Annotated in this window: 12 protein-coding genes, 2 tRNA genes and 3 rRNA genes; 15 read left to right on the forward strand and 2 right to left on the reverse strand. The window is 61.0% G+C overall.

Features of this window, described 5'->3' with window-relative positions:
- Positions 1–160: 160 nt before the first annotated feature.
- Positions 161–916: a DeoR/GlpR family DNA-binding transcription regulator gene (locus BTO02_RS27695; RefSeq protein WP_075160301.1), complete on the forward strand. Its 756-nt coding sequence runs from the start codon at positions 161–163 to the stop codon at positions 914–916.
- A 112-nt stretch (positions 917–1028) separates the two neighbouring features.
- Here BTO02_RS27695 and BTO02_RS27700 read toward each other — a convergent pair whose 3' ends face one another.
- A complete protein-coding gene (locus BTO02_RS27700) occupies positions 1029–2198 on the reverse strand; it encodes a 2-aminoethylphosphonate--pyruvate transaminase (protein ID WP_083615532.1) in 1170 nt (389 codons plus the stop codon).
- Positions 2199–2553: 355 nt separating this feature from the next.
- Here BTO02_RS27700 and phnS point away from each other — a divergent pair, with 355 nt between their 5' ends.
- The 13 genes from phnS (at position 2554) to BTO02_RS27765 (ending at position 16914) form a co-directional block, all read left to right on the forward strand.
- Positions 2554–3642 (forward strand): 2-aminoethylphosphonate ABC transporter substrate-binding protein, encoded by a 1089-nt coding sequence (gene phnS / locus BTO02_RS27705; RefSeq protein ID WP_075161448.1) that lies wholly within the window; start codon positions 2554–2556, stop codon positions 3640–3642.
- Between the two features lie 74 nt (positions 3643–3716).
- Positions 3717–4817: a 2-aminoethylphosphonate ABC transport system ATP-binding subunit PhnT gene (gene phnT, locus BTO02_RS27710; protein ID WP_075160302.1), complete on the forward strand. Its 1101-nt coding sequence runs from the start codon at positions 3717–3719 to the stop codon at positions 4815–4817.
- Complete coding sequence (locus BTO02_RS27715; protein WP_075160303.1) at positions 4795–5733, forward strand: 2-aminoethylphosphonate ABC transporter permease subunit; 939 nt, start codon at positions 4795–4797, stop codon at positions 5731–5733. The genes phnT and BTO02_RS27715 overlap by 23 nt, the downstream gene beginning before the upstream one ends.
- The gene (phnV, locus tag BTO02_RS27720; RefSeq protein WP_075160304.1) at positions 5733–6596 is read left to right on the forward strand and encodes a 2-aminoethylphosphonate ABC transport system, membrane component PhnV; all 864 of its coding nucleotides are present in this window, start codon (positions 5733–5735) and stop codon (positions 6594–6596) included. Before BTO02_RS27715 ends, phnV begins: the two co-directional genes overlap by 1 nt.
- A gap of 136 nt (positions 6597–6732) precedes the next feature.
- Entirely contained in the window at positions 6733–8019 is a 1287-nt protein-coding gene (phnA, locus tag BTO02_RS27725) for a phosphonoacetate hydrolase (protein WP_075160305.1), read from the forward strand.
- Positions 8016–9527, forward strand: coding sequence for a phosphonoacetaldehyde dehydrogenase (gene phnY, locus BTO02_RS27730; RefSeq protein ID WP_083615412.1), 1512 nt, complete (start codon positions 8016–8018; stop codon positions 9525–9527). The genes phnA and phnY overlap by 4 nt, the downstream gene beginning before the upstream one ends.
- Before the next feature lie 4 nt (positions 9528–9531).
- Entirely contained in the window at positions 9532–10092 is a 561-nt protein-coding gene (locus tag BTO02_RS27735; protein WP_075160306.1) for a phosphonate degradation HD-domain oxygenase, read from the forward strand.
- A gap of 616 nt (positions 10093–10708) precedes the next feature.
- Positions 10709–12239, forward strand: a 16S ribosomal RNA gene (locus BTO02_RS27740).
- A gap of 67 nt (positions 12240–12306) precedes the next feature.
- Positions 12307–12383, forward strand: a tRNA-Ile gene (locus BTO02_RS27745).
- 92 nt (positions 12384–12475) lie between these two features.
- Positions 12476–12551, forward strand: a tRNA-Ala gene (locus BTO02_RS27750).
- 366 nt (positions 12552–12917) lie between these two features.
- Positions 12918–15801: ribosomal RNA gene (locus tag BTO02_RS27755) — 23S ribosomal RNA — on the forward strand.
- Positions 15802–15991: 190 nt separating this feature from the next.
- Positions 15992–16105, forward strand: a 5S ribosomal RNA gene (gene rrf / locus BTO02_RS27760).
- The 16S, 23S and 5S rRNA genes sit together here with 2 tRNA genes alongside, the layout of an rRNA operon.
- A gap of 251 nt (positions 16106–16356) precedes the next feature.
- Complete coding sequence (locus BTO02_RS27765; RefSeq protein WP_075160307.1) at positions 16357–16914, forward strand: hypothetical protein; 558 nt, start codon at positions 16357–16359, stop codon at positions 16912–16914.
- 112 nt (positions 16915–17026) lie between these two features.
- Here the strand turns inward: BTO02_RS27765 and BTO02_RS27770 are convergent, their stop codons facing one another.
- The gene (locus tag BTO02_RS27770; RefSeq protein WP_075160308.1) at positions 17027–18187 is read right to left on the reverse strand and encodes a metallophosphoesterase; all 1161 of its coding nucleotides are present in this window, start codon (positions 18185–18187) and stop codon (positions 17027–17029) included.
- Between the two features lie 260 nt (positions 18188–18447).
- On the opposite strand from BTO02_RS27770, the gene BTO02_RS27775 reads away from it, so the two are divergent.
- Complete coding sequence (locus tag BTO02_RS27775) at positions 18448–19053, forward strand: alpha-ketoglutarate-dependent dioxygenase AlkB family protein (RefSeq protein WP_075160309.1); 606 nt, start codon at positions 18448–18450, stop codon at positions 19051–19053.
- Positions 19054–19167 lie beyond the last annotated feature (114 nt).

Raw genomic sequence — 19167 nt, forward strand, 5'->3', positions numbered from 1 at the left:
CGTTCGATGTTCGCGGCGCGGCAGCATGCGTGCCGGACGTCGCACCGCGCGCCACGCTTTGCCATGCGCGGCCCTGGCGCGTGCGCGGGTCTCACGTAATACAATATGCCGGCCTCCTGAACTGACACGAGCCGGTTACGAACGGCTGCCCAAGAGAGAGATGCTCGCCGAACAACGCTATCAATACATCCTGTCGCAGGTTTCGAAGAACGGCGCATTGTCGGTGGCGGAACTCGTGCGCGAGCTGAACGTATCGCGCGAGACGATCCGCCGCGACCTCAATACGCTTGCCGAACGCGGCCTCATCGTGACGACGCACGGCGGCGCGTTATCGAGCGAGCGGCGCGAGCCCGATCTCGATGTGCGCGAAGCGGCCAACGCGGCGGCCAAGCGGGCGATCGGCGAGCGAACGGCGCAGCTCGTGCCGGACGGCGCATCGCTCGTCATCGATTCGGGCAGCACGACGAACGCGGTCGCGCGCGCGTTGATGATCCGTCATCGGCTATCGGTCTATACGAACGACTGGCGCATCGCCCTCGTCCTCGGACGTCGCAATGAGAATCGCGTGACGCTGCTCGGCGGCGAGCTGTCCGATATCGAAGACGCGGCGTTCGGGCTCGATACGATCCACCAACTGTCGCAGTATCACGCCGATTTCGCGATCGTCGGCGCGGGCGGCATTACGCCCGATGCGCATCTGGCGGACTACTCGCGCATGGCGGCCGAAGTGCGCGCGAAGATGATCGAGGCCGGCAATATCGTGGTGGTCGTCGCCGACAATTCGAAGTTCGGGCGCGTGACGCCGGTGCGCATTCGCGGCCTCGAGCGCGCGCGCTATGTCGTGACCGAAGTTGCGCCGGAGCGCGCGCTCGCGAAGGCGATTACCGCGCGCGGGCCTGAGATTCTTGTCGCTTGAGCGCGGCAGCGGGCGCGCACTCGTGTCGCGCTCGCCGCGTACATGCCGTTTGCCTGCTGCCTGCCGCTGCTTATCCGCCGCCTATCCGCCGCAGCATATCGAACGCTCCGCGCTACTGAACGCGTATCCCTAACTGCTCGAGCGTCCGGCCGATCGCCGCCACGGCGTTGTGCATTTCGTTGACGTCGACGGCGCCGATGCAACCGACGCGAAACGTGTCCATCTGCGTGAGCTTCCCCGGATACAGCACATACCCCGCCTCGCGCACGGCCGCGTAAAACGCGGCGAAATTCCACTGCGCGTCGCGCGGCGCGTGAAACGTGACGATCACCGGTGCTTGTGCCTCGGCGCGCAGGAAAGGACGGAAGCCCAGCACCTGCATGCCGTCGATCAGCGTCGTGCAATTGCGCGCATAGCGCGCGCCGCGCGCACGCTGTCCGCCTTCCGCGATAAACGTATCGAGCGCGCGGCGTAGCGCGGCGACGACGTGCGTGGGCGGCGTGAAGCGCCACTGCGTCGTCTTCTTCATATAGGCGTACTGGTCGTACAGGTCGAGCGCCAGCGACGGCGAGCGGCCTTCGCTGGCTTCGAGCACGCTGCGCCTGACAATCGCAAAGCCCATGCCGGGCACGCCTTCGAGACACTTGCCGCTCGCGGATACGAGCGCGTCGATGCCGCCTGTGCGCAGATCGATCGGTAGCGCACCGAACGAACTCATTGCGTCGACGATCAGGCTCTTTCCGCGCCGCTTGCAGAGCGCGGCGATGTCATCGAGCGGATTGAGCAGACCCGCGCTCGTTTCGAGATGCACCAGCGCGACGTGCGTGATGCGCGGCTCGAGCGTAAGCGCGTGTTCGAGCGCCGCCGCGGTGACCGGCTCGTCTTCGCGCAACGGCAACTCGACGCAGGCGATCGAAAGCCGCTGCAGGATCTTCACGATACGTGCGCAATACGCGCCGTTGTTCGGCACGAGCACGCAGCCGTCGCGCGGCACCAGCGTGCCGAGCGCGGCTTCGACGGCGAAGGTTCCGCTGCCTTGCAGCGGCACGCAGACGTAGTCGGCAGTGCCATGCGCGATATCGACGAGGTCGCTGCAGACGCTTTGCGTGATCCGGTTGAAGGCCGCGTCCCACGAGCCCCAGTCGCGCAGCATCGCTTCGCGTGTCGTGGGCGATGTGGTCAGCGGTCCTGGCGTCAGCAGGACCGGATCGTTTCCGAGAATCACAGAGCGTTCCTTTTTGTCGAGCGATGATCTCGCCGATACGGCACATCGCGGCAGCATGAGCATGTTGGCTTTAATTGGCAATATGTGTCAAGTTGTGGCATTTTTAAGGTTCGTCACGGGATTGTCACGGAAACCTGTGATTCTTCCCCTGCCTGTCGAAACACGGCAGGCGGCGGATTCGTCGGATCAGGAGCCGCCCCGCCAGGCTGCGGTCAAGCGGGATTGCCAATAGACGTCAGCAATAGTTCAGCAAGGTGAGTTGGCAATCTGTGTGGAGCCAGGCGGACCCTACCCATGCGGCGCGGCTGCTTTCGTACCTTTGCGCGGTCGCGCGCCGCACAAACAGAACAGATTCGGGCAACCCGATGCGCCGGGTTCGGCCGCGGGTATTTCGCCCTTTGGAGAAAACGACATGAGATCGACGAATCAACCTCGCGCAATCGCCGGCGTCGCCCGCACGCTGCTGCCGGCGCTCGTCGCCGCCGCGGCGTTCGGCGCGAGCCTGTCCGCCCATGCGGCCGACGCGGTGGTGCTGTACACCGCCGACGGCCTCGAAAATCTGTACAAGGACGTGCTGCCGGCGTTCGAAAAGAAGGAAGGCATCAAGGTCAACATCGTGACGGCAGGCAGCGGCGAAGTGGTGAACCGCGCGACCGTCGAAAAAGACTCGCCGAAGGCCGACGTGCTCGTCACGCTGCCGCCGTTTATCCAGCAGGCGGCGCAAACGGGCCTGCTGCAGAACTACCAGAGCGTGAACTACAAGAACGTGCCGGCCATCGCGAAGGCGTCGGATGGCGCGTGGGCGACCTTCGTCAACAACTACTTCTCGTTCGCGATCAATCCGGAAGTCGTCAAGAACCAGCCGAAGACCTTCGCGGATCTGCTGCATCCGGACTACAGCGGCAAGGTCGCGTATTCGAATCCGGCCACGGCCGGCGACGGCATGGCGGTGATCATCCTGACCACTTCGCTGATGGGCGAAGACAAGGCATTCGATTACCTGAAGAAGCTCGAGCAGAGCGCGAAGTTCCACACGAAGGGCACGGGCTATCTCGACGTGCTGCTGTCGCGTAATGAAATCTCGGTCGCGAACGGCGACCTGCAGATGGACCTCGACGATGCGGCGAACGGCGGCCTGACGTTAAAGCCGATCTTCCTCGCGGCCGACAACGGCGGCCAGCCGACCACCTTCCAGCTGCCGTATGCGATCGGCCTGATCAAGAACGGCCCGAACACGGCCGGCGGCAAGAAGCTGATCGACTACCTGATGTCGAGCGAAGTGCAGGCGAGGGTGCCGGACATCTTCGGCATCCCGGCGCGTAGCGACGTGGCGCTCTCCGGCAAGAACGGCGCAGCGGTCAAGCAGGCCATCTCCGGCGTGAAGCTGATTCCGGTCGACTGGAACCAGGTGATGGCGAAGAAGGCCGACTGGACCGCGCGCTGGAAGAACGATGTGATCGGCAATTCGGGCAAGCAGCTCGAAGTCGTGAAGCCGAAATAAGCAGCTTGCCTTGCACTTCGCTTCATTTCGCCTGGCGGCGATCGCCCATCACTGAAAAGCGGGAGACGAACCCGGTGAATACCGCGAGCCTTGCTCATGCCGGCGCACTCGACGCCGCACCCGAATCACCGGGTATCGCGTACGCCGACACTTCGGGCGGCGTGCGGATCGAGCACCTGACCGTGCGTTTCGGCGCGCGCACGGTGCTCGACGATCTGTCGCTCACGATCGAGCGCGGCGAGCTGCTCACCGTGCTTGGCCGCAGCGGCTGCGGCAAGACCACGCTGCTGCGTTTCATCGCAGGGTTCATCGAGGCGGACGGGCTGTCCGGCACGTTGACGGTGGCCGGTCACGACCTCACGCATGTGCCCCCGCACAAGCGCAATCTCGGGCTGCTGTTCCAGAGCTATGCGCTGTTTCCGCATCTGTCGGTTTTCGATAACGTCGCGTTCGGGCTGCGCGCGCGGCGCGTGACGTCGAAAGAAATCGCGCGGCGTGTCGCCGACGCGCTCAAGCTCGTGCAGCTCGGCGATTCGGGGCATGTGATGCCCGCGCAACTGTCGGGCGGCATGCAGCAGCGCGTCGCACTGGCGCGCGCGCTGGTGATCGAACCGGACGTGCTGCTGCTCGACGAGCCGCTGTCCGCGCTCGACGCCAATCTGCGCGCTTCGGTGCGCTCCGAACTGAAGGCGCTGCACGAACGGCTGCCGAATCTGACGATCGTCTGCGTGACGCACGATCAGGACGACGCGCTCGTGCTGTCCGATCGCACGCTGTTGATGCGCGAAGGCCGCATCGCCCAGCTCGGCACGCCGCAACAGTTGTACGACACGCCGGACGACGCGTTCGTCGCGCGTTATCTCGGCGCGGCGAATCTGCTGCCCGCGCAGGTGGTCTTCCCGCTCGGCGATGCACGCCATGCGGAGCGCGAGCGCGTCGCGTGTCTGCGGCCGGAGTCGCTGCGCATCGTGCCGCTCGGGCAAGGGCAACTGCATGGCGCGATCGCGTCGGTCGAATGGTATGGCGCGGTGCTGTCGGTGTCGGTCGTGCTCGATGCGATGCCGAACGAGCCGGTGCTCGTCACGATGCAGCGCGTAAGCGGCATGACGCCCGAAAAGGGCGCGCGCGTGTCCTTGCATTACGAGGCGGACGATGTCGTCCTTATCAAGCCCTGACGCGCTCGGCGCGGCGGCCAACGCCGGCGATGCCGACGCGCGCCGCGCGGCGAGCGTCGCGTTGCACGCTGCGCAGAGGCGCCGCCGGATGCGTGCGTCGCAGTGGCATCTGCTGTTTCTGGCCGTCTTCGTGCTCGGGCCGCTCGTCGTCTATCCGCTCGTGCGGCTCGTGCTGCTGAGCCTGTCGGGCGCGCATGGCGTCAGCTTGCAGGCGTACGCGAAGTTTTTCGGCAATCCGGAGACGAGCGGCGTGATCGGCACCACGCTGTGGATTCTGTTGCTCAGCGCAGGGCTCGCGTCGCTGCTCGGCGTCGCGTTGGCGGCGCTGCTGTTTTTCAGGCCGTTTCCCGGCGCACGGCTCGTGACGCGGTTTCTCGAACTGTTCGTCGCGTTCCCGTCGTTTCTGGTCGCGTTCACGCTGATCTTTCTGTACGGCTCGCAAGGCTCGGTCAGTATCGGGCTGCAGCGGCTTTTCGATTTGCAGGCGCCGCCGCTCGATTTCCTGTTCGGTATCGGCGGCGTGGTGCTGGCGGAAGTCGTGTTCTATGCGCCGTTCGTCGTCAGGCCGACGCTCGCGTCGTTCGCGCTGCTCGATATGCGCTTGATCGAAGCGGCACGCAGTCTCGGCGCGAATGGCTGGATGGTCGCGTGGCGCGTGATCGTGCCGCTCGCATGGCCCGGCATCGCGGCCGGCACGATTCTCTGCTTCCTGCTGACGCTCAACGAGTTCGGCATTCTGCTCGTGCTCGGCAGCGCGCATCTGATCACGCTGCCGGTTGCGATCTATAGCTCGGCCACGGTCGATCTTGATCTGCCGACCGCTGCCGCGGGGGCGGTCGTGATGCTCGCGATGTCGCTGTCGCTCTATGCGCTGTACCGTCAGGTGAACCGGCGCACCGCGGGAGGTCGACGCTGATGGCGACGCCGCAAGACAAGGTCGTGCTGCCCGCGATCCGCCATCGCGCGCGTCCTGTGCGGCGCGGTCCTGTGGCACGTATCGCAAGCGGCTTGTTCCTCGCATTCGCCGCGTTGCTGTGTGTCTGGCTGTTCGTTTTACCGGTGATCGTCGTCGCGTTGTCGAGCGTCGCTGCGCATTGGTCGGGCACAATCCTGCCCGATGGTTTCAGCATGCGCTGGTTCGAGCGCCTCGGCTCGAGCGATTTCGATGCGGTCACAACGAGTCTCGAAGTCGGCTTCGGGGTGGCGCTGCTCGGCACCGCACTCGGGTTGTGGCTCGCGCTTGCGCTCGAGGGGCGCGACCGGCGCGGACTCGGCGCGCTCGTCGATACGATCGCGATGATGCCCAACGGCGTGCCGAGCGTCGTGCTCGGGCTCGCGGTGCTGATCGCGTATCACAAGCGGCCGGTGGATCTGTCGAGTTCGGCCGCGATCGTCGTATTCGTCCAGCTCGCGCTCGTGCTGCCGTTCTGCTATCGCTGCGCGGCCGCGGCGCTGCGTCCCGAACTGACGGTGCTGCGCGAAGCGGCGGCGAGCCTCGGCGCGCCGCCGTCGATGGTGTTGCGTACGGTTGTGCTGCCGCAGCTTGTGCCGGCGATTCGCGCGAGTCTCGCGCTCGGCTTCGCACTGTCGCTCGGCGAACTCGGCGCGACACTGACCGTGTATCCGCCGGGCTTTGCGACCGTGCCGATCGTCGTGGTCGGACAGGTCGAACGCGGTTATTACCTGCCGGCTTCGGCGCTCGCGCTGATTCTGCTGCTGGTCTCGCTCGTCGCGCTGCTGCTCATTGCGGCGCGCGTGCCTAAACGGCGCGCGGGCTGATACCCGTCCGCGCAGTCAATCTCCGAAATTTTGCGTGGTGCCTCTTTCTAGGAAATTCGACGCTTGTGGTTGTGGCAAAATTTGTCGAAATGACCGAAAATGTGGAAACCGTGCCGGTACCAATGGGAAGCATGCAATGACTGGTCAATCTCCTGAAGCGGCCCACGCTTCGCCGAATATCGACGTCAACGGGCGAACCTACCGGCTGCCCGGCACGCCAACCGTGGTCGTGTGCATCGACGGCTGCGAATACGACTATCTCGAAGCGGCGGCCGCGGCCGGCACGGCGCCTTATCTTGCGCGGCTGCTCGCCGGCGGCGCGGCGTTCAAGGGCGATTGCGTGATTCCGTCGTTCACCAACCCGAATAACCTGTCGATCGTCTGCGGCGTGCCGCCCGCGGTGCACGGCATCTGCGGCAATTACTTCTGGGACCCCGATGCGAACGGCGGCAAGGGCGGCGAAGTGATGATGAACGACCCAGCGTATCTGCGCGCGGGCACGTTGCTGGCCGCGGCGTCGCAGGCGGGCGCGGCGGTCGCGGTCGTCACGGCGAAGGACAAGCTGCGCCGGCTGCTCGGCTGGCAGATGAAGGGCATCTGCTTTTCCGCGGAAAACGCGGATGCGGCAACGCTCGAGGAAAACGGCATCGAACGCGTGAGCGATCTGGTCGGTTTGCCGGTGCCGGACGTGTATAGCGCGGCACTATCGGAGTTTGTGTTTGCCGCGGGCGTGCGGCTTGCGCGAACGCGCAAGCTCGACCTCATGTATCTGTCGACCACCGATTACGTGCAGCACAAGAGCGCGCCGGGCGCGCCCGAGGCCAATGCGTTCTACGCGATGATGGACCGTTATCTCGCGCAGTTGCATGAGCTCGGCTGGACGATCGCGCTGACCGCCGACCACGGCATGAATGCAAAGCACGATCCGGTGACCGGCGAGCCCAATGTGATCTATCTGCAGGACACGCTCGATGACTGGTTCGGCGCACGCGCGGCGCGCGTAATTCTGCCGATTACCGACCCGTATGTGGTGCACCATGGCGCGCTCGGGTCGTTTGCGACGGTCTATCTGCCGGCGTCGTTTGGCGCTGCGAACGAAATCGGTGTGGTGATCGAAAGGCTTGCCGCGCTGCCCGGCGTCGAAGTCGTGCTCGACAACCGCACGGCTTGCGAACGCTTTGAATTGCCGAACGATCGCGTCGGCGACATCGTCGTGATCAGCAAGCGCGACGTCGTGCTCGGCACGCGGCAAGCCGAACACGACCTGTCCGGCCTGACCGTGCCGCTGCGCTCGCATGGCGGCTTGTCCGAGCAGCAGGTGCCGCTCATCTTCAACCGGCGCGTCGCGCATTGGCCTGCCGACAGGCGCCTGCGCAACTTCGACGTGTTCGATGTCGCGCTCAACCATCTGGTGATCTCATGAACGCTGCGCTCGCGGAACGTCAGTCTGATCGTGCGGCCGATCGTTCGAGTGCTCGTTCGGGTGCTCATTCGAACGATCACGCGGCTTTTCGCGAGGAAGCGTTGCGGCTCGCCGGCGCACGCGCGCGGCGCGAGCGCACGCTCGACGTAGTCGATCCGTATCGCGGGCTGCGCGTCGGCAGCGTCCCGCTTGCGTCCGTCGACGATGTCCGTGCGGCGTTCGAGTACGCGTTTGCGTACCCGGCAAAGCTCACGCGCTATGAGCGCTCGCAAATACTCGAGCGCGCCGCGGCCTTGCTGCGCGAACGCGCGGAGGCTGCATCGGATCTGATCTCGCTCGAATCGGGCCTGTCGAAGCAGGACTCGCGTTATGAGATCGGCCGCGTCGCCGATGTATTCAAGTTCGCATCGATCGAAGCGCTGCGCGACGACGGCCAGAGTTTTTCGTGCGATCTGACGCCGCATGGCAAGCGTCGTCGCGTGTTCACGCAGCGCGAGCCGCTTGCGGGCGTGATCGTTGCAATCACACCCTTCAACCATCCGATGAACCAGGTCGCGCACAAGATCGCGCCGGCGATCGCAACGAACAATCGCGTTTTGCTGAAGCCATCGGAAAAGGTGCCGCTTTCTGCGTATTACCTTGCCGATCTGCTGTACGAGGCCGGCTTGCCCGAGCCGATGCTGCAAGTGCTGACCGGCGATCCGCGCGAAATCGCCGATGAACTGATCACGCATCCGCTCGCGGAACTCGTGACGTTTACCGGTGGTGTGGCGATCGGCAAGCATATCGCGACGCGGGCCGGTTACCGGCGCGTCGTGCTGGAACTCGGCGGTAACGATCCGCTGATCGTGCTCGAAGATGCCGATCTCGAGCGTGCGGCCGAGCTGGCCGTGCAAGGCTCGTACAAGAACTCGGGGCAGCGGTGCACGGCGGTCAAACGAATGCTTGTGCAGCGTAGCGTGGCTGCGCGTTTTACCGAGCTTGTCGTCGAAAAGACGCGCGCATGGTCGTATGGCGATCCATTCGATCCGGCTAACCAGATGGGCACGGTCATCGACGAAGCCGCGGCGCGGCTGTTCGAAGCGCGCGTCAATGAAGCGCTCGCGCAAGGCGCGCGGCTTCTGACAGGCCATCGACGCGATGGCGCGTTGTATGCGCCGACGGTCGTCGATTGCGTCGATCCGTCGATGACGCTGATACGCGAAGAAACCTTTGGGCCGGTTTCGCCGATCGTCGCATTCGATACGCTCGACGACGCGCTTCGAATCAGCAACGGCACACCCTATGGTTTGTCGTGCGGCGTGTGTACGAACCGGCAGGACGCGATTCTGCGTTTCATCAACGAATTGCGGGTCGGCACCGTGAATGTGTGGGAAGTGCCCGGCTATCGCGTCGAGCTCACGCCATTCGGCGGCATTAAAGATTCGGGGCTCGGCTATAAGGAAGGCGTGCAGGAGGCGATGAAGAGCTTCACCAATCTCAAGACGTTTTCGTTACCGTGGGAGTGACATCGTGGCTTTGAGTCTTGGCGACATCCGTGAGCTGTTCGAGCAACACGGGAGTCTCAATTATGGCGGCGAGCAGGTAACCCAGCTCGAGCATGCGTTGCAGTGCGGCGCGCTTGCGGAAAAGGAAGAAGCAGGCGACGAGCTGGTGGCCGCGGCGTTTCTGCACGACATCGGGCATTTGCTGAATCGTCGTGGTCCGACGCCGACTGCACGCGGCGTCGACGATCTGCATCAGTTCTTTGCGCTGCCGTTTCTGCGACCCGTATTGCCCGATGCGGTGCTCGAGCCGATTCGCCTGCATGTCGATGCCAAGCGCTGTTTGTGCGCGATCGACGATACGTACTTCGGCAGGCTGTCGCCGGATTCGGTGCGTAGTTTGAATCTGCAAGGCGGCATTTTCAGCAGCGACGAAGCCAACGCGTTCCTGAGCAAGCCTCATGCTGAAGACGCACTGCGTTTGCGTCGCTGGGACGATCTCGCGAAGGTGGCAAATACAGTGACACCCGATGTCGACCACTTTCTTGGCGTGGTCGAGCGCGTGATGGAGCGACAGGCGGTGGCTTGATTGAAGCGTTCGCGCTTAGCGCCTGTTGTATTTAGCGCCTGCGTTTTTCTTGATGATCGAGCGGTTGCATGAGGGCCTGTGAAGCGCTTCTTCACAGGCCCTCATGCTTTGCAAAATACCGCTTGCGTCGTGTCATGCATGTGTCTAGAATTCCGGTCTTTCGCGCTTTGGACAGCGTCTTTTTGAGGCGCAGTTGAAGAAAGCGCGGAAAGAGGAAGTGAGCGGGATCGCCAGCAATGGCGGGGCTTTCGCGGCGTCGGGCGGGTTAGGTGAAGTTAAAAACCTGTTGACGATGTGAGTGGGAGTCTGCATAATCTCGCTTCTCTGCTGCAGCGAGCGGCAGACACGAAGAAGGCGGTGGCGGTTCAGTGGAATGCGCCGGAAGGAAAGCCCGATTCGTGAATCGATCTTTAACAATTCACAGCCGATAAGTGTGGGTGCTTGATGGCGGCGCGCGATGACCTCTCGGGGTTATCGGATAGCGAAAGTATCAAGTGTCTCACACAGTATTGAAGGGTCTTCAGAGATGGAGGCCGAACTGTCAGTACGTTGAGTGAGCGACCGGTTCATCGCAGGAAACTGCGAAAAACATGAACCGAAAACAGTAACAGGCATTGAACTGAAGAGTTTGATCCTGGCTCAGATTGAACGCTGGCGGCATGCCTTACACATGCAAGTCGGACGGCAGCGCGGGGGCAACCCTGGCGGCGAGTGGCGAACGGGTGAGTAATACATCGGAACGTGTCCTGGAGTGGGGGATAGCCCGGCGAAAGCCGGATTAATACCGCATACGATCTGAGGATGAAAGCGGGGGACCGCAAGGCCTCGCGCTCAAGGAGCGGCCGATGGCGGATTAGCTAGTTGGTGGGGTAAAGGCCCACCAAGGCGACGATCCGTAGCTGGTCTGAGAGGACGACCAGCCACACTGGGACTGAGACACGGCCCAGACTCCTACGGGAGGCAGCAGTGGGGAATTTTGGACAATGGGGGCAACCCTGATCCAGCAATGCCGCGTGTGTGAAGAAGGCCTTCGGGTTGTAAAGCACTTTTGTCCGGAAAGAAAACTTCGTCCCTAATATGGATGGAGGATGACGGTACCGGAAGAATAAGCACCGGCTAACTACGTGCCAGCAGCCGCGGTAATACGTAGGGTGCGAGCGTTAATCGGAATTACTGGGCGTAAAGCGTGCGCAGGCGGTGATGTAAGACCGATGTGAAATCCCCGGGCTTAACCTGGGAACTGCATTGGTGACTGCATTGCTGGAGTATGGCAGAGGGGGGTGGAATTCCACGTGTAGCAGTGAAATGCGTAGAGATGTGGAGGAACACCGATGGCGAAGGCAGCCCCCTGGGCCAATACTGACGCTCATGCACGAAAGCGTGGGGAGCAAACAGGATTAGATACCCTGGTAGTCCACGCCCTAAACGATGTCAACTGGTTGTCGGGCCTTCATTGGCTTGGTAACGTAGCTAACGCGTGAAGTTGACCGCCTGGGGAGTACGGTCGCAAGATTAAAACTCAAAGGAATTGACGGGGACCCGCACAAGCGGTGGATGATGTGGATTAATTCGATGCAACGCGAAAAACCTTACCTACCCTTGACATGGACGGAACCTCGATGAGAGTTGAGGGTGCCCGAAAGGGAGCCGTCACACAGGTGCTGCATGGCTGTCGTCAGCTCGTGTCGTGAGATGTTGGGTTAAGTCCCGCAACGAGCGCAACCCTTGTCCCTGGTTGCTACGCAAGAGCACTCCAGGGAGACTGCCGGTGACAAACCGGAGGAAGGTGGGGATGACGTCAAGTCCTCATGGCCCTTATGGGTAGGGCTTCACACGTCATACAATGGTCGGAACAGAGGGTTGCCAAGCCGCGAGGTGGAGCCAATCCCAGAAAACCGATCGTAGTCCGGATCGCAGTCTGCAACTCGACTGCGTGAAGCTGGAATCGCTAGTAATCGCGGATCAGCATGCCGCGGTGAATACGTTCCCGGGTCTTGTACACACCGCCCGTCACACCATGGGAGTGGGTTTTACCAGAAGTGGCTAGTCTAACCGCAAGGAGGACGGTCACCACGGTAGGATTCATGACTGGGGTGAAGTCGTAACAAGGTAGCCGTATCGGAAGGTGCGGCTGGATCACCTCCTTTCCAGAGCTTAAGCGCTCAAAGTTGAGCACTCACACTTGTCGGCTGTGCATTGAAGGACAGGCTGAAGGGGTCTGTAGCTCAGTCGGTTAGAGCACCGTCTTGATAAGGCGGGGGTCGCTGGTTCGAATCCAGCCAGACCCACCATGTCGGCTGCCGTTGGCGCTTTGGCGCTTACGGAAGCCCCACCCCCGAAGGGGGCGGAAGGTGGAGAGCAGATCCCTTGAAAGTTGTCGTGCGGGGGATTAGCTCAGCTGGGAGAGCACCTGCTTTGCAAGCAGGGGGTCGTCGGTTCGATCCCGTCATCCTCCACCAATTACCAGTGCCTAGTGTCCGGTCAGCAGGTGAGCCGGGTATTACGCATTGGCAATTGCGCCAGTCAGCTCTGGTATGAAGCGGTAAGGCATATCGGCTGTCGTTCTTTAACAATCAGGAAGAAGCAGTAGTAGAGATCAATGAAAGCGTCTGTGAGATGGGCGTGAGTAGATTGGTCAGGGTTGTGATTGTATCGAAGTATTTTTTAGGGTCCTCGATGAGAGGGCGCTTGGAATACGGCACAACACGCAAGTGTGTGGGCTGCCTGTAAGTGCTAAAGCACTAACGGGCAGCGACACGCTAAAACTCAGCCTGTAGTGCGTGTGGTCGAAGGGACGCAAGTCCGTGGAGACACACCCGTTATAGGGTCAAGCGAACAAGTGCATGTGGTGGATGCCTTGGCGATCACAGGCGATGAAGGACGCGGTAGCCTGCGAAAAGCTTCGGGGAGCTGGCAAACGAGCATTGATCCGAAGATGTCCGAATGGGGAAACCCACTCCGAATGGAGTATCCGTGGCTGAATACATAGGCCATGTGAAGCGAACGCGGCGAACTGAAACATCTAAGTAGCCGCAGGAACAGAAATCAACCGAGATTCCCAGAGTAGTGGCGAGCGAAATGGGAGCAGCCTGTACTCTTTATCTGTACTGTTAGCCGAACGCTCTGGAAAGTGCGGCCATAGCGGGTGATAGCCCCGTAGGCGAAAGCAGTGTGGAAGAACTAGGTGTACGACAAGTAGGGCGGGACACGTGAAATCCTGTCTGAAGATGGGGGGACCATCCTCCAAGGCTAAATACTCGTGATCGACCGATAGTGAACCAGTACCGTGAGGGAAAGGCGAAAAGAACCCCGGGAGGGGAGTGAAACAGATCCTGAAACCGCATGCATACAAACAGTCGGAGCCTGGAAACGGGTGACGGCGTACCTTTTGTATAATGGGTCAGCGACTTACATTCAGTGGCGAGCTTAACCGATTAGGGCAGGCGTAGCGAAAGCGAGTCCGAACAGGGCGAATCAGTCGCTGGGTGTAGACCCGAAACCAGATGATCTATCCATGGCCAGGATGAAGGCACGGTAACACGTGCTGGAGGTCCGAACCCACTAGTGTTGAAAAACTAGGGGATGAGCTGTGGATAGGGGTGAAAGGCTAAACAAATCTGGAAATAGCTGGTTCTCTCCGAAAACTATTTAGGTAGTGCCTCGTGTCTCACCTTCGGGGGTAGAGCACTGTCATGGTTGAAGGGTCCATTGCGGATTACTTCGCCATAGCAAACTCCGAATACCGAAGAGTGCAATCACGGGAGACAGACATCGGGTGCTAACGTCCGGTGTCAAGAGGGAAACAACCCAGACCGCCAGCTAAGGTCCCCAAATATGGCTAAGTGGGAAACGAAGTGGGAAGGCTAAAACAGTCAGGAGGTTGGCTTAGAAGCAGCCACCCTTTAAAGAAAGCGTAATAGCTCACTGATCGAGTCGTCCTGCGCGGAAGATGTAACGGGGCTAAGCCATATACCGAAGCTGCGGATGCGCGCGCAAGCGCGCATGGTAGGAGAGCGTTCCGTAAGCCTGCGAAGGTGCACTGGAAAGTGTGCTGGAGGTATCGGAAGTGCGAATGCTGACATGAGTAGCGATAAAGGGGGTGAAAGGCCCCCTCGCCGTAAGCCCAAGGTTTCCTACGCAACGTTCATCGGCGTAGGGTGAGTCGGCCCCTAAGGCGAGGCAGAAATGCGTAGCTGATGGGAAGCAGGTCAATATTCCTGCACCAGTGTGAAATGCGATGGGGGGACGGATCGCGGAAGGTTGTCCGGGTGTTGGAAGTCCCGGTCGCTGCGTTGGAGAAGGTGCTCTGGCAAATCCGGGCACGTAATTCAAGGGCGTGGCGCGAGCTCCTTCGGGAGCGAAGCAACTGGAAGGGGTTCCAGGAAAAGCCTCTAAGCTTCAGTTTCACATTGACCGTACCGCAAACCGACACAGGTGGGCGAGATGAGTATTCTAAGGCGCTTGAGAGAACCCGGGAGAAGGAACTCGGCAAACTGGTACCGTAACTTCGGGATAAGGTACGCCCTTGTAGCTTGATGCGCCTGCGCGCAGAGGGTGAAGGGGTTGCAATAAACTGGTGGCTGCGACTGTTTAATAAAAACACAGCACTCTGCAAACACGAAAGTGGACGTATAGGGTGTGACGCCTGCCCGGTGCCGGAAGATTAAATGATGGGGTGCAAGCTCCTGATTGAAGTCCCGGTAAACGGCGGCCGTAACTATAACGGTCCTAAGGTAGCGAAATTCCTTGTCGGGTAAGTTCCGACCTGCACGAATGGCGTAACGATGGCCACACTGTCTCCTCCCGGGACTCAGCGAAGTTGAAGTGTTTGTGATGATGCAATCTCCCCGCGGCTAGACGGAAAGACCCCATGAACCTTTACTGCAGCTTTGCATTGGACTTTGAACCGGTCTGTGTAGGATAGGTGGGAGGCTACGAAGCTGGAACGCCAGTTTCAGTGGAGCCGTCCTTGAAATACCACCCTGATCTGTTTGAGGTTCTAACCTTGGACCCTGAAGCGGGTTCGGGGACAGTGCATGGCAGGCAGTTTGACTGGGGCGGTCTCCTCCCAAAGTGTAACGGAGGAGTACGAAGGTACGCTAGGTACGGTCGGAAATCGTGCTGATAGTGCAATGGCATAAGCGTGCTTGACTGTGAGACTGACAAGTCGAACAGGTGCGAAAGCAGGTCATAGTGATCCGGTGGTTCTGTATGGAAGGGCCATCGCTCAACGGATAAAAGGTACTCTGGGGATAACAGGCTGATACCGCCCAAGAGTTCATATCGACGGCGGTGTTTGGCACCTCGATGTCGGCTCATCTCATCCTGGGGCTGTAGCCGGTCCCAAGGGTATGGCTGTTCGCCATTTAAAGAGGTACGTGAGCTGGGTTTAAAACGTCGTGAGACAGTTTGGTCCCTATCTGCCGTGGGCGCTGGATATTTGAAGGGACCTGCTCCTAGTACGAGAGGACCGGAGTGGACGAACCTCTGGTGTACCGGTTGTGACGCCAGTCGCATCGCCGGGTAGCTATGTTCGGAAGAGATAACCGCTGAAAGCATCTAAGCGGGAAACTCGCCTTGAGATGAGATATCCCCGGGGCTTCGAGCCCCTTGAAGGGTCGTTCAAGACCAGGACGTTGATAGGTCAGGTGTGGAAGCGCAGTAATGCGTTAAGCTAACTGATACTAATTGCCCGTAAGGCTTGATCCTATAACCGGTGTGTTTTGCGGTCATGGTTAATGCTCCAGCATCTACCAGGACCCCACCCCCGTCAGGGGGCAGCGCAGACACACGGTCGAGTGAGCCGCGTTGTGCCAGACAACACAACCCACCCCCCTGCTACACCACGCTTCTTCCCGATTGGTCCGGCTGCCCGCGCGCAGCAGGACAACCCGTCATGCCTGATGACCATAGCGAGTCGGTCCCACCCCTTCCCATCCCGAACAGGACCGTGAAACGACTCCACGCCGATGATAGTGCGGATTGCCCGTGTGAAAGTAGGTAATCGTCAGGCTCCCCCTCAGTTGAAAACACCAACCCCGCCCTCAAAAGCGGGGTTGATGCGTTTACAGCCGGCTAAAGTTCATCGAAGCGTCAGCTCTCGAGCACTCGTCATCAAGACTCAAGACTACGTGTCGGCTCCTGCATCTGCGATCGAAACTATTTGATATTTCCCAGGTTAATTCGGATTCCAAACGTTGACAGGATTCATCTCGAAAAACAAACTGCTGTGCGAGTCGCTGTTGATCAACAACTGAGGATCGCATGAACCAGAAGCCAACCATCGCTGCTGCAATCGCCGGAGCCATCATCGCTCTGGCACCGTTAAGCCTACAGGCGGCACAGCCTGCCGCATCGGCTGCGTCGAGCGCAGCCATCGCGGGAGTCAGTGTGCTTCAGGCCGAAGGGACCGTGCAGGCGGTGGATCGTGTCGCACATACCGTCACTGTCAAAGATGCAGCAAGCGGTCAGGCAACTTTCAACGTCAACCCCGATACAACGAAGCTCGCGGAGCTCAAGGCAGGGGACAAGGTGCGTGTGCGGATGGTTCGTGATGCGGTCGTCACGCCGGCGTCCCACCCGTCGGCGAACATGACTGGCCAAGGCGCGGCAAACGCCGATCCGATGGCACATAACAACGTCGCGGCGGAAATCGTGTCGGTCGATCAGAAAACGGGTGTGCTCGCGCTGCGTGGACCCAAGGGCGCAGTGTTTCACATTCAGGCGAGCAACGCGGCGCAGATCGCGCATCTGCCAGCCGGTACGCATGTGGAAGTCGTCTACGCCCCGACCGCGAATGTGTCGGTATCGGCGGCTCAATAGATCGACCTCGTCCCGGCGACGTCATCGCCCGAAGTCAGTGGGTAGAATTCAGCGGGTCGATCTCAACACATGCGGCGTGGCAGCGGTTATATCGTGACCGCCGCCGCGCTTCTTAAAGGCCTGCGCTTACCAGCTTGAGTCGCGTAATTTCGGACGGGGCGCCCAGTCGTTTCGGCGGCCCCCAATAGCCGGTTCCGCGGCTCGTGTAGACCCACAAGCCATTCAGCCGAGCAAGTCCCGCCGTAAACGGCTGCTGCAAGCGGACGAAGAAGTTCCACGGGAAGAACTGTCCGCCATGAGTATGGCCCGACAGTTGCAGCGTGAATCCCGCGTCGGCCGCCGCCTCCGCCGTGCGCGGTTGATGCGCGAGCAGCACCCTGATCAGCACGTCGCCGGGGGCGCCTCGAAGCGCGGCCGCCGGATCGCTGTTATGCGCAGGGTCGTAGTGCCCCGCCGAGTAGTCGGTTACACCCGCGATCACCGCTTGCGCACCGTCGTGGTTCAGCACCACGTGCTCGTTGAGCAGCACGCGCAACCCGAGCCGTTCGAATTCCGCAATCCATGCATCGGCGCCCGAATAGTATTCGTGGTTGCCCGTGACGAGGTACGCGCCATGGCGCGCGGTGAGTTTCGACAACGGCTGCGTATGAGCCGACAACTGTGCGACGGAGCCGTCGACCACATCGCCGGTTACGGCAATCAGGTCTGGTTCGAGCCGGTTTACCGCGTCGACGATCGCATCGACGTAGTTGTGCTTGATGGTCGGTCCGACGTGAATATCGCTGATCTGCACGATGGTGAAGCCCTCGAGCGCGCGCGGCAAATCGTCGATCGGCACTTCGATCGTCACGACGCGCGCGCGACGCCGCGCGTTGACAAAGCCGATAGCCGTGGAGATCAGCGCAAGAATCGGCACTGCGGCCGCGCTATTTTGCCGCCAGTGTGCAATCGACACCGTGTTGGGCCACAGCGCGTCTACCGTCAATAGCGACGCGAGGACGATGTCGCGTGCGAATGTGAGCACGAGCAGCGACGAGAAAAAGCCCATCGCTAGCAGGCCGACCCACGCGAAGCGGTCGCCGACCGACTGCTGTTCGAAACGCCGCGCCAGCATGCCGGCCGGAATCAGTAGGCATGACAGCACGAGCCAAAGCACACAAAGCGCTCGCCCGATCGAACCGATCGGCAGGTCCGGAATGATCCGGAAACCTACGTAGAGGTGAAACAGAATGCCGATGGAGACAAGGCGAACGAAAAACGATGATAGGCGCATGGTAGAGGGTAGCGTGATGCGTCGGTGCCAAAACGACAGGGTCTGTCGCGAAGCAACGTCATATATGGGAACGCCGGCCAGTCATTCTACCGGCAGATTTGACGAGAGGTAGGAGGGGTAAAAGACAGTGCTCGACGGCTTTGCCGGAAACGCTATCGCGCTGGTTCCACGTACGGGTCCGTCCGGCGACGCCCTCGCGGACGAGGGTTCATACTTACCCGTATCTCGATATTATCCGCGCCGCATTCGCGGCTTTTGACATGCACGACCTGTTCGACGAACTGCCTGCGCCCGATGTGACGTGGTTTCCCGATTGGCTCGCGCCGGCGACGGCGACCTCGATGCTCGAGCGCATCATCGACGAAGTCGCGTGGCGGCAGGACACGATGGGGACACCCGCAGGCCGCGTGCCGCTGCCGCGCCTGACCGCGTGGCAGGGCGAGCCCGACGCCGTCTACGTTTATTCAGGTATCCGCAACGTGCCGGACGCGTGGACTGCAGCGGTCGGCGAACTGAAAGCCGCGGCCGAAACGGCTTGCGGCGCGCGCTTCAACAGCGTTTTGCTGAATCGTTACCGGACCGGCACAGACAGCATGGGCTGGCATGCGGATCGGGAACCCGAACTTGGCGACGAGCCGGTGATCGCATCGGTGAGCCTTGGCGCCACGCGCAGGTTCGACCTGCGACACAACCGGACTGGCGCGGTGCAGTCGTTCGGATTGAATAGCGGCAGTCTGCTCGTGATGCGCGGCCGCACGCAGACGGAGTGGCGTCATCGCATCCCGAAGGAGCCACGGGTTCATGGCGAGCGGATCAATCTGACGTTTCGGTATGTGATGCCGCGCGGCGCGTCGGCTGGCCGTTGAAGTATCGGGCGTCTATAACATGTTCGAAATATAAAATTTATGCGCATAAAGATGCGCAGCAATCAATAGGACGCCGTCGTCGGCGACCATGCGACACCATGAAATTCGCCCTAT

The sequence above is a fragment of the Paraburkholderia sp. SOS3 genome, assembly GCF_001922345.1.
Lineage (GTDB): Bacteria > Pseudomonadota > Gammaproteobacteria > Burkholderiales > Burkholderiaceae > Paraburkholderia.

What these genes read in the sequence shown, in the direction of transcription:
- BTO02_RS27695 (WP_075160301.1), top strand. Translation starts at nt 161, where the DNA reads ATGCTCGCCGAACAACGCTATCAATACATCCTGTCGCAGGTTTCGAAG.
- BTO02_RS27700 (WP_083615532.1), bottom strand. Translation starts at nt 2,198, where the DNA reads ATGCTGCCGCGATGTGCCGTATCGGCGAGATCATCGCTCGACAAAAAG.
- phnS (WP_075161448.1), top strand. Translation starts at nt 2,554, where the DNA reads ATGAGATCGACGAATCAACCTCGCGCAATCGCCGGCGTCGCCCGCACG.
- BTO02_RS27715 (WP_075160303.1), top strand. Translation starts at nt 4,795, where the DNA reads ATGTCGTCCTTATCAAGCCCTGACGCGCTCGGCGCGGCGGCCAACGCC.
- phnV (WP_075160304.1), top strand. Translation starts at nt 5,733, where the DNA reads ATGGCGACGCCGCAAGACAAGGTCGTGCTGCCCGCGATCCGCCATCGC.
- phnA (WP_075160305.1), top strand. Translation starts at nt 6,733, where the DNA reads ATGACTGGTCAATCTCCTGAAGCGGCCCACGCTTCGCCGAATATCGAC.
- phnY (WP_083615412.1), top strand. Translation starts at nt 8,016, where the DNA reads ATGAACGCTGCGCTCGCGGAACGTCAGTCTGATCGTGCGGCCGATCGT.
- BTO02_RS27765 (WP_075160307.1), top strand. Translation starts at nt 16,357, where the DNA reads ATGAACCAGAAGCCAACCATCGCTGCTGCAATCGCCGGAGCCATCATC.
- BTO02_RS27770 (WP_075160308.1), bottom strand. Translation starts at nt 18,187, where the DNA reads ATGCGCCTATCATCGTTTTTCGTTCGCCTTGTCTCCATCGGCATTCTG.
- BTO02_RS27775 (WP_075160309.1), top strand. Translation starts at nt 18,448, where the DNA reads ATGCACGACCTGTTCGACGAACTGCCTGCGCCCGATGTGACGTGGTTT.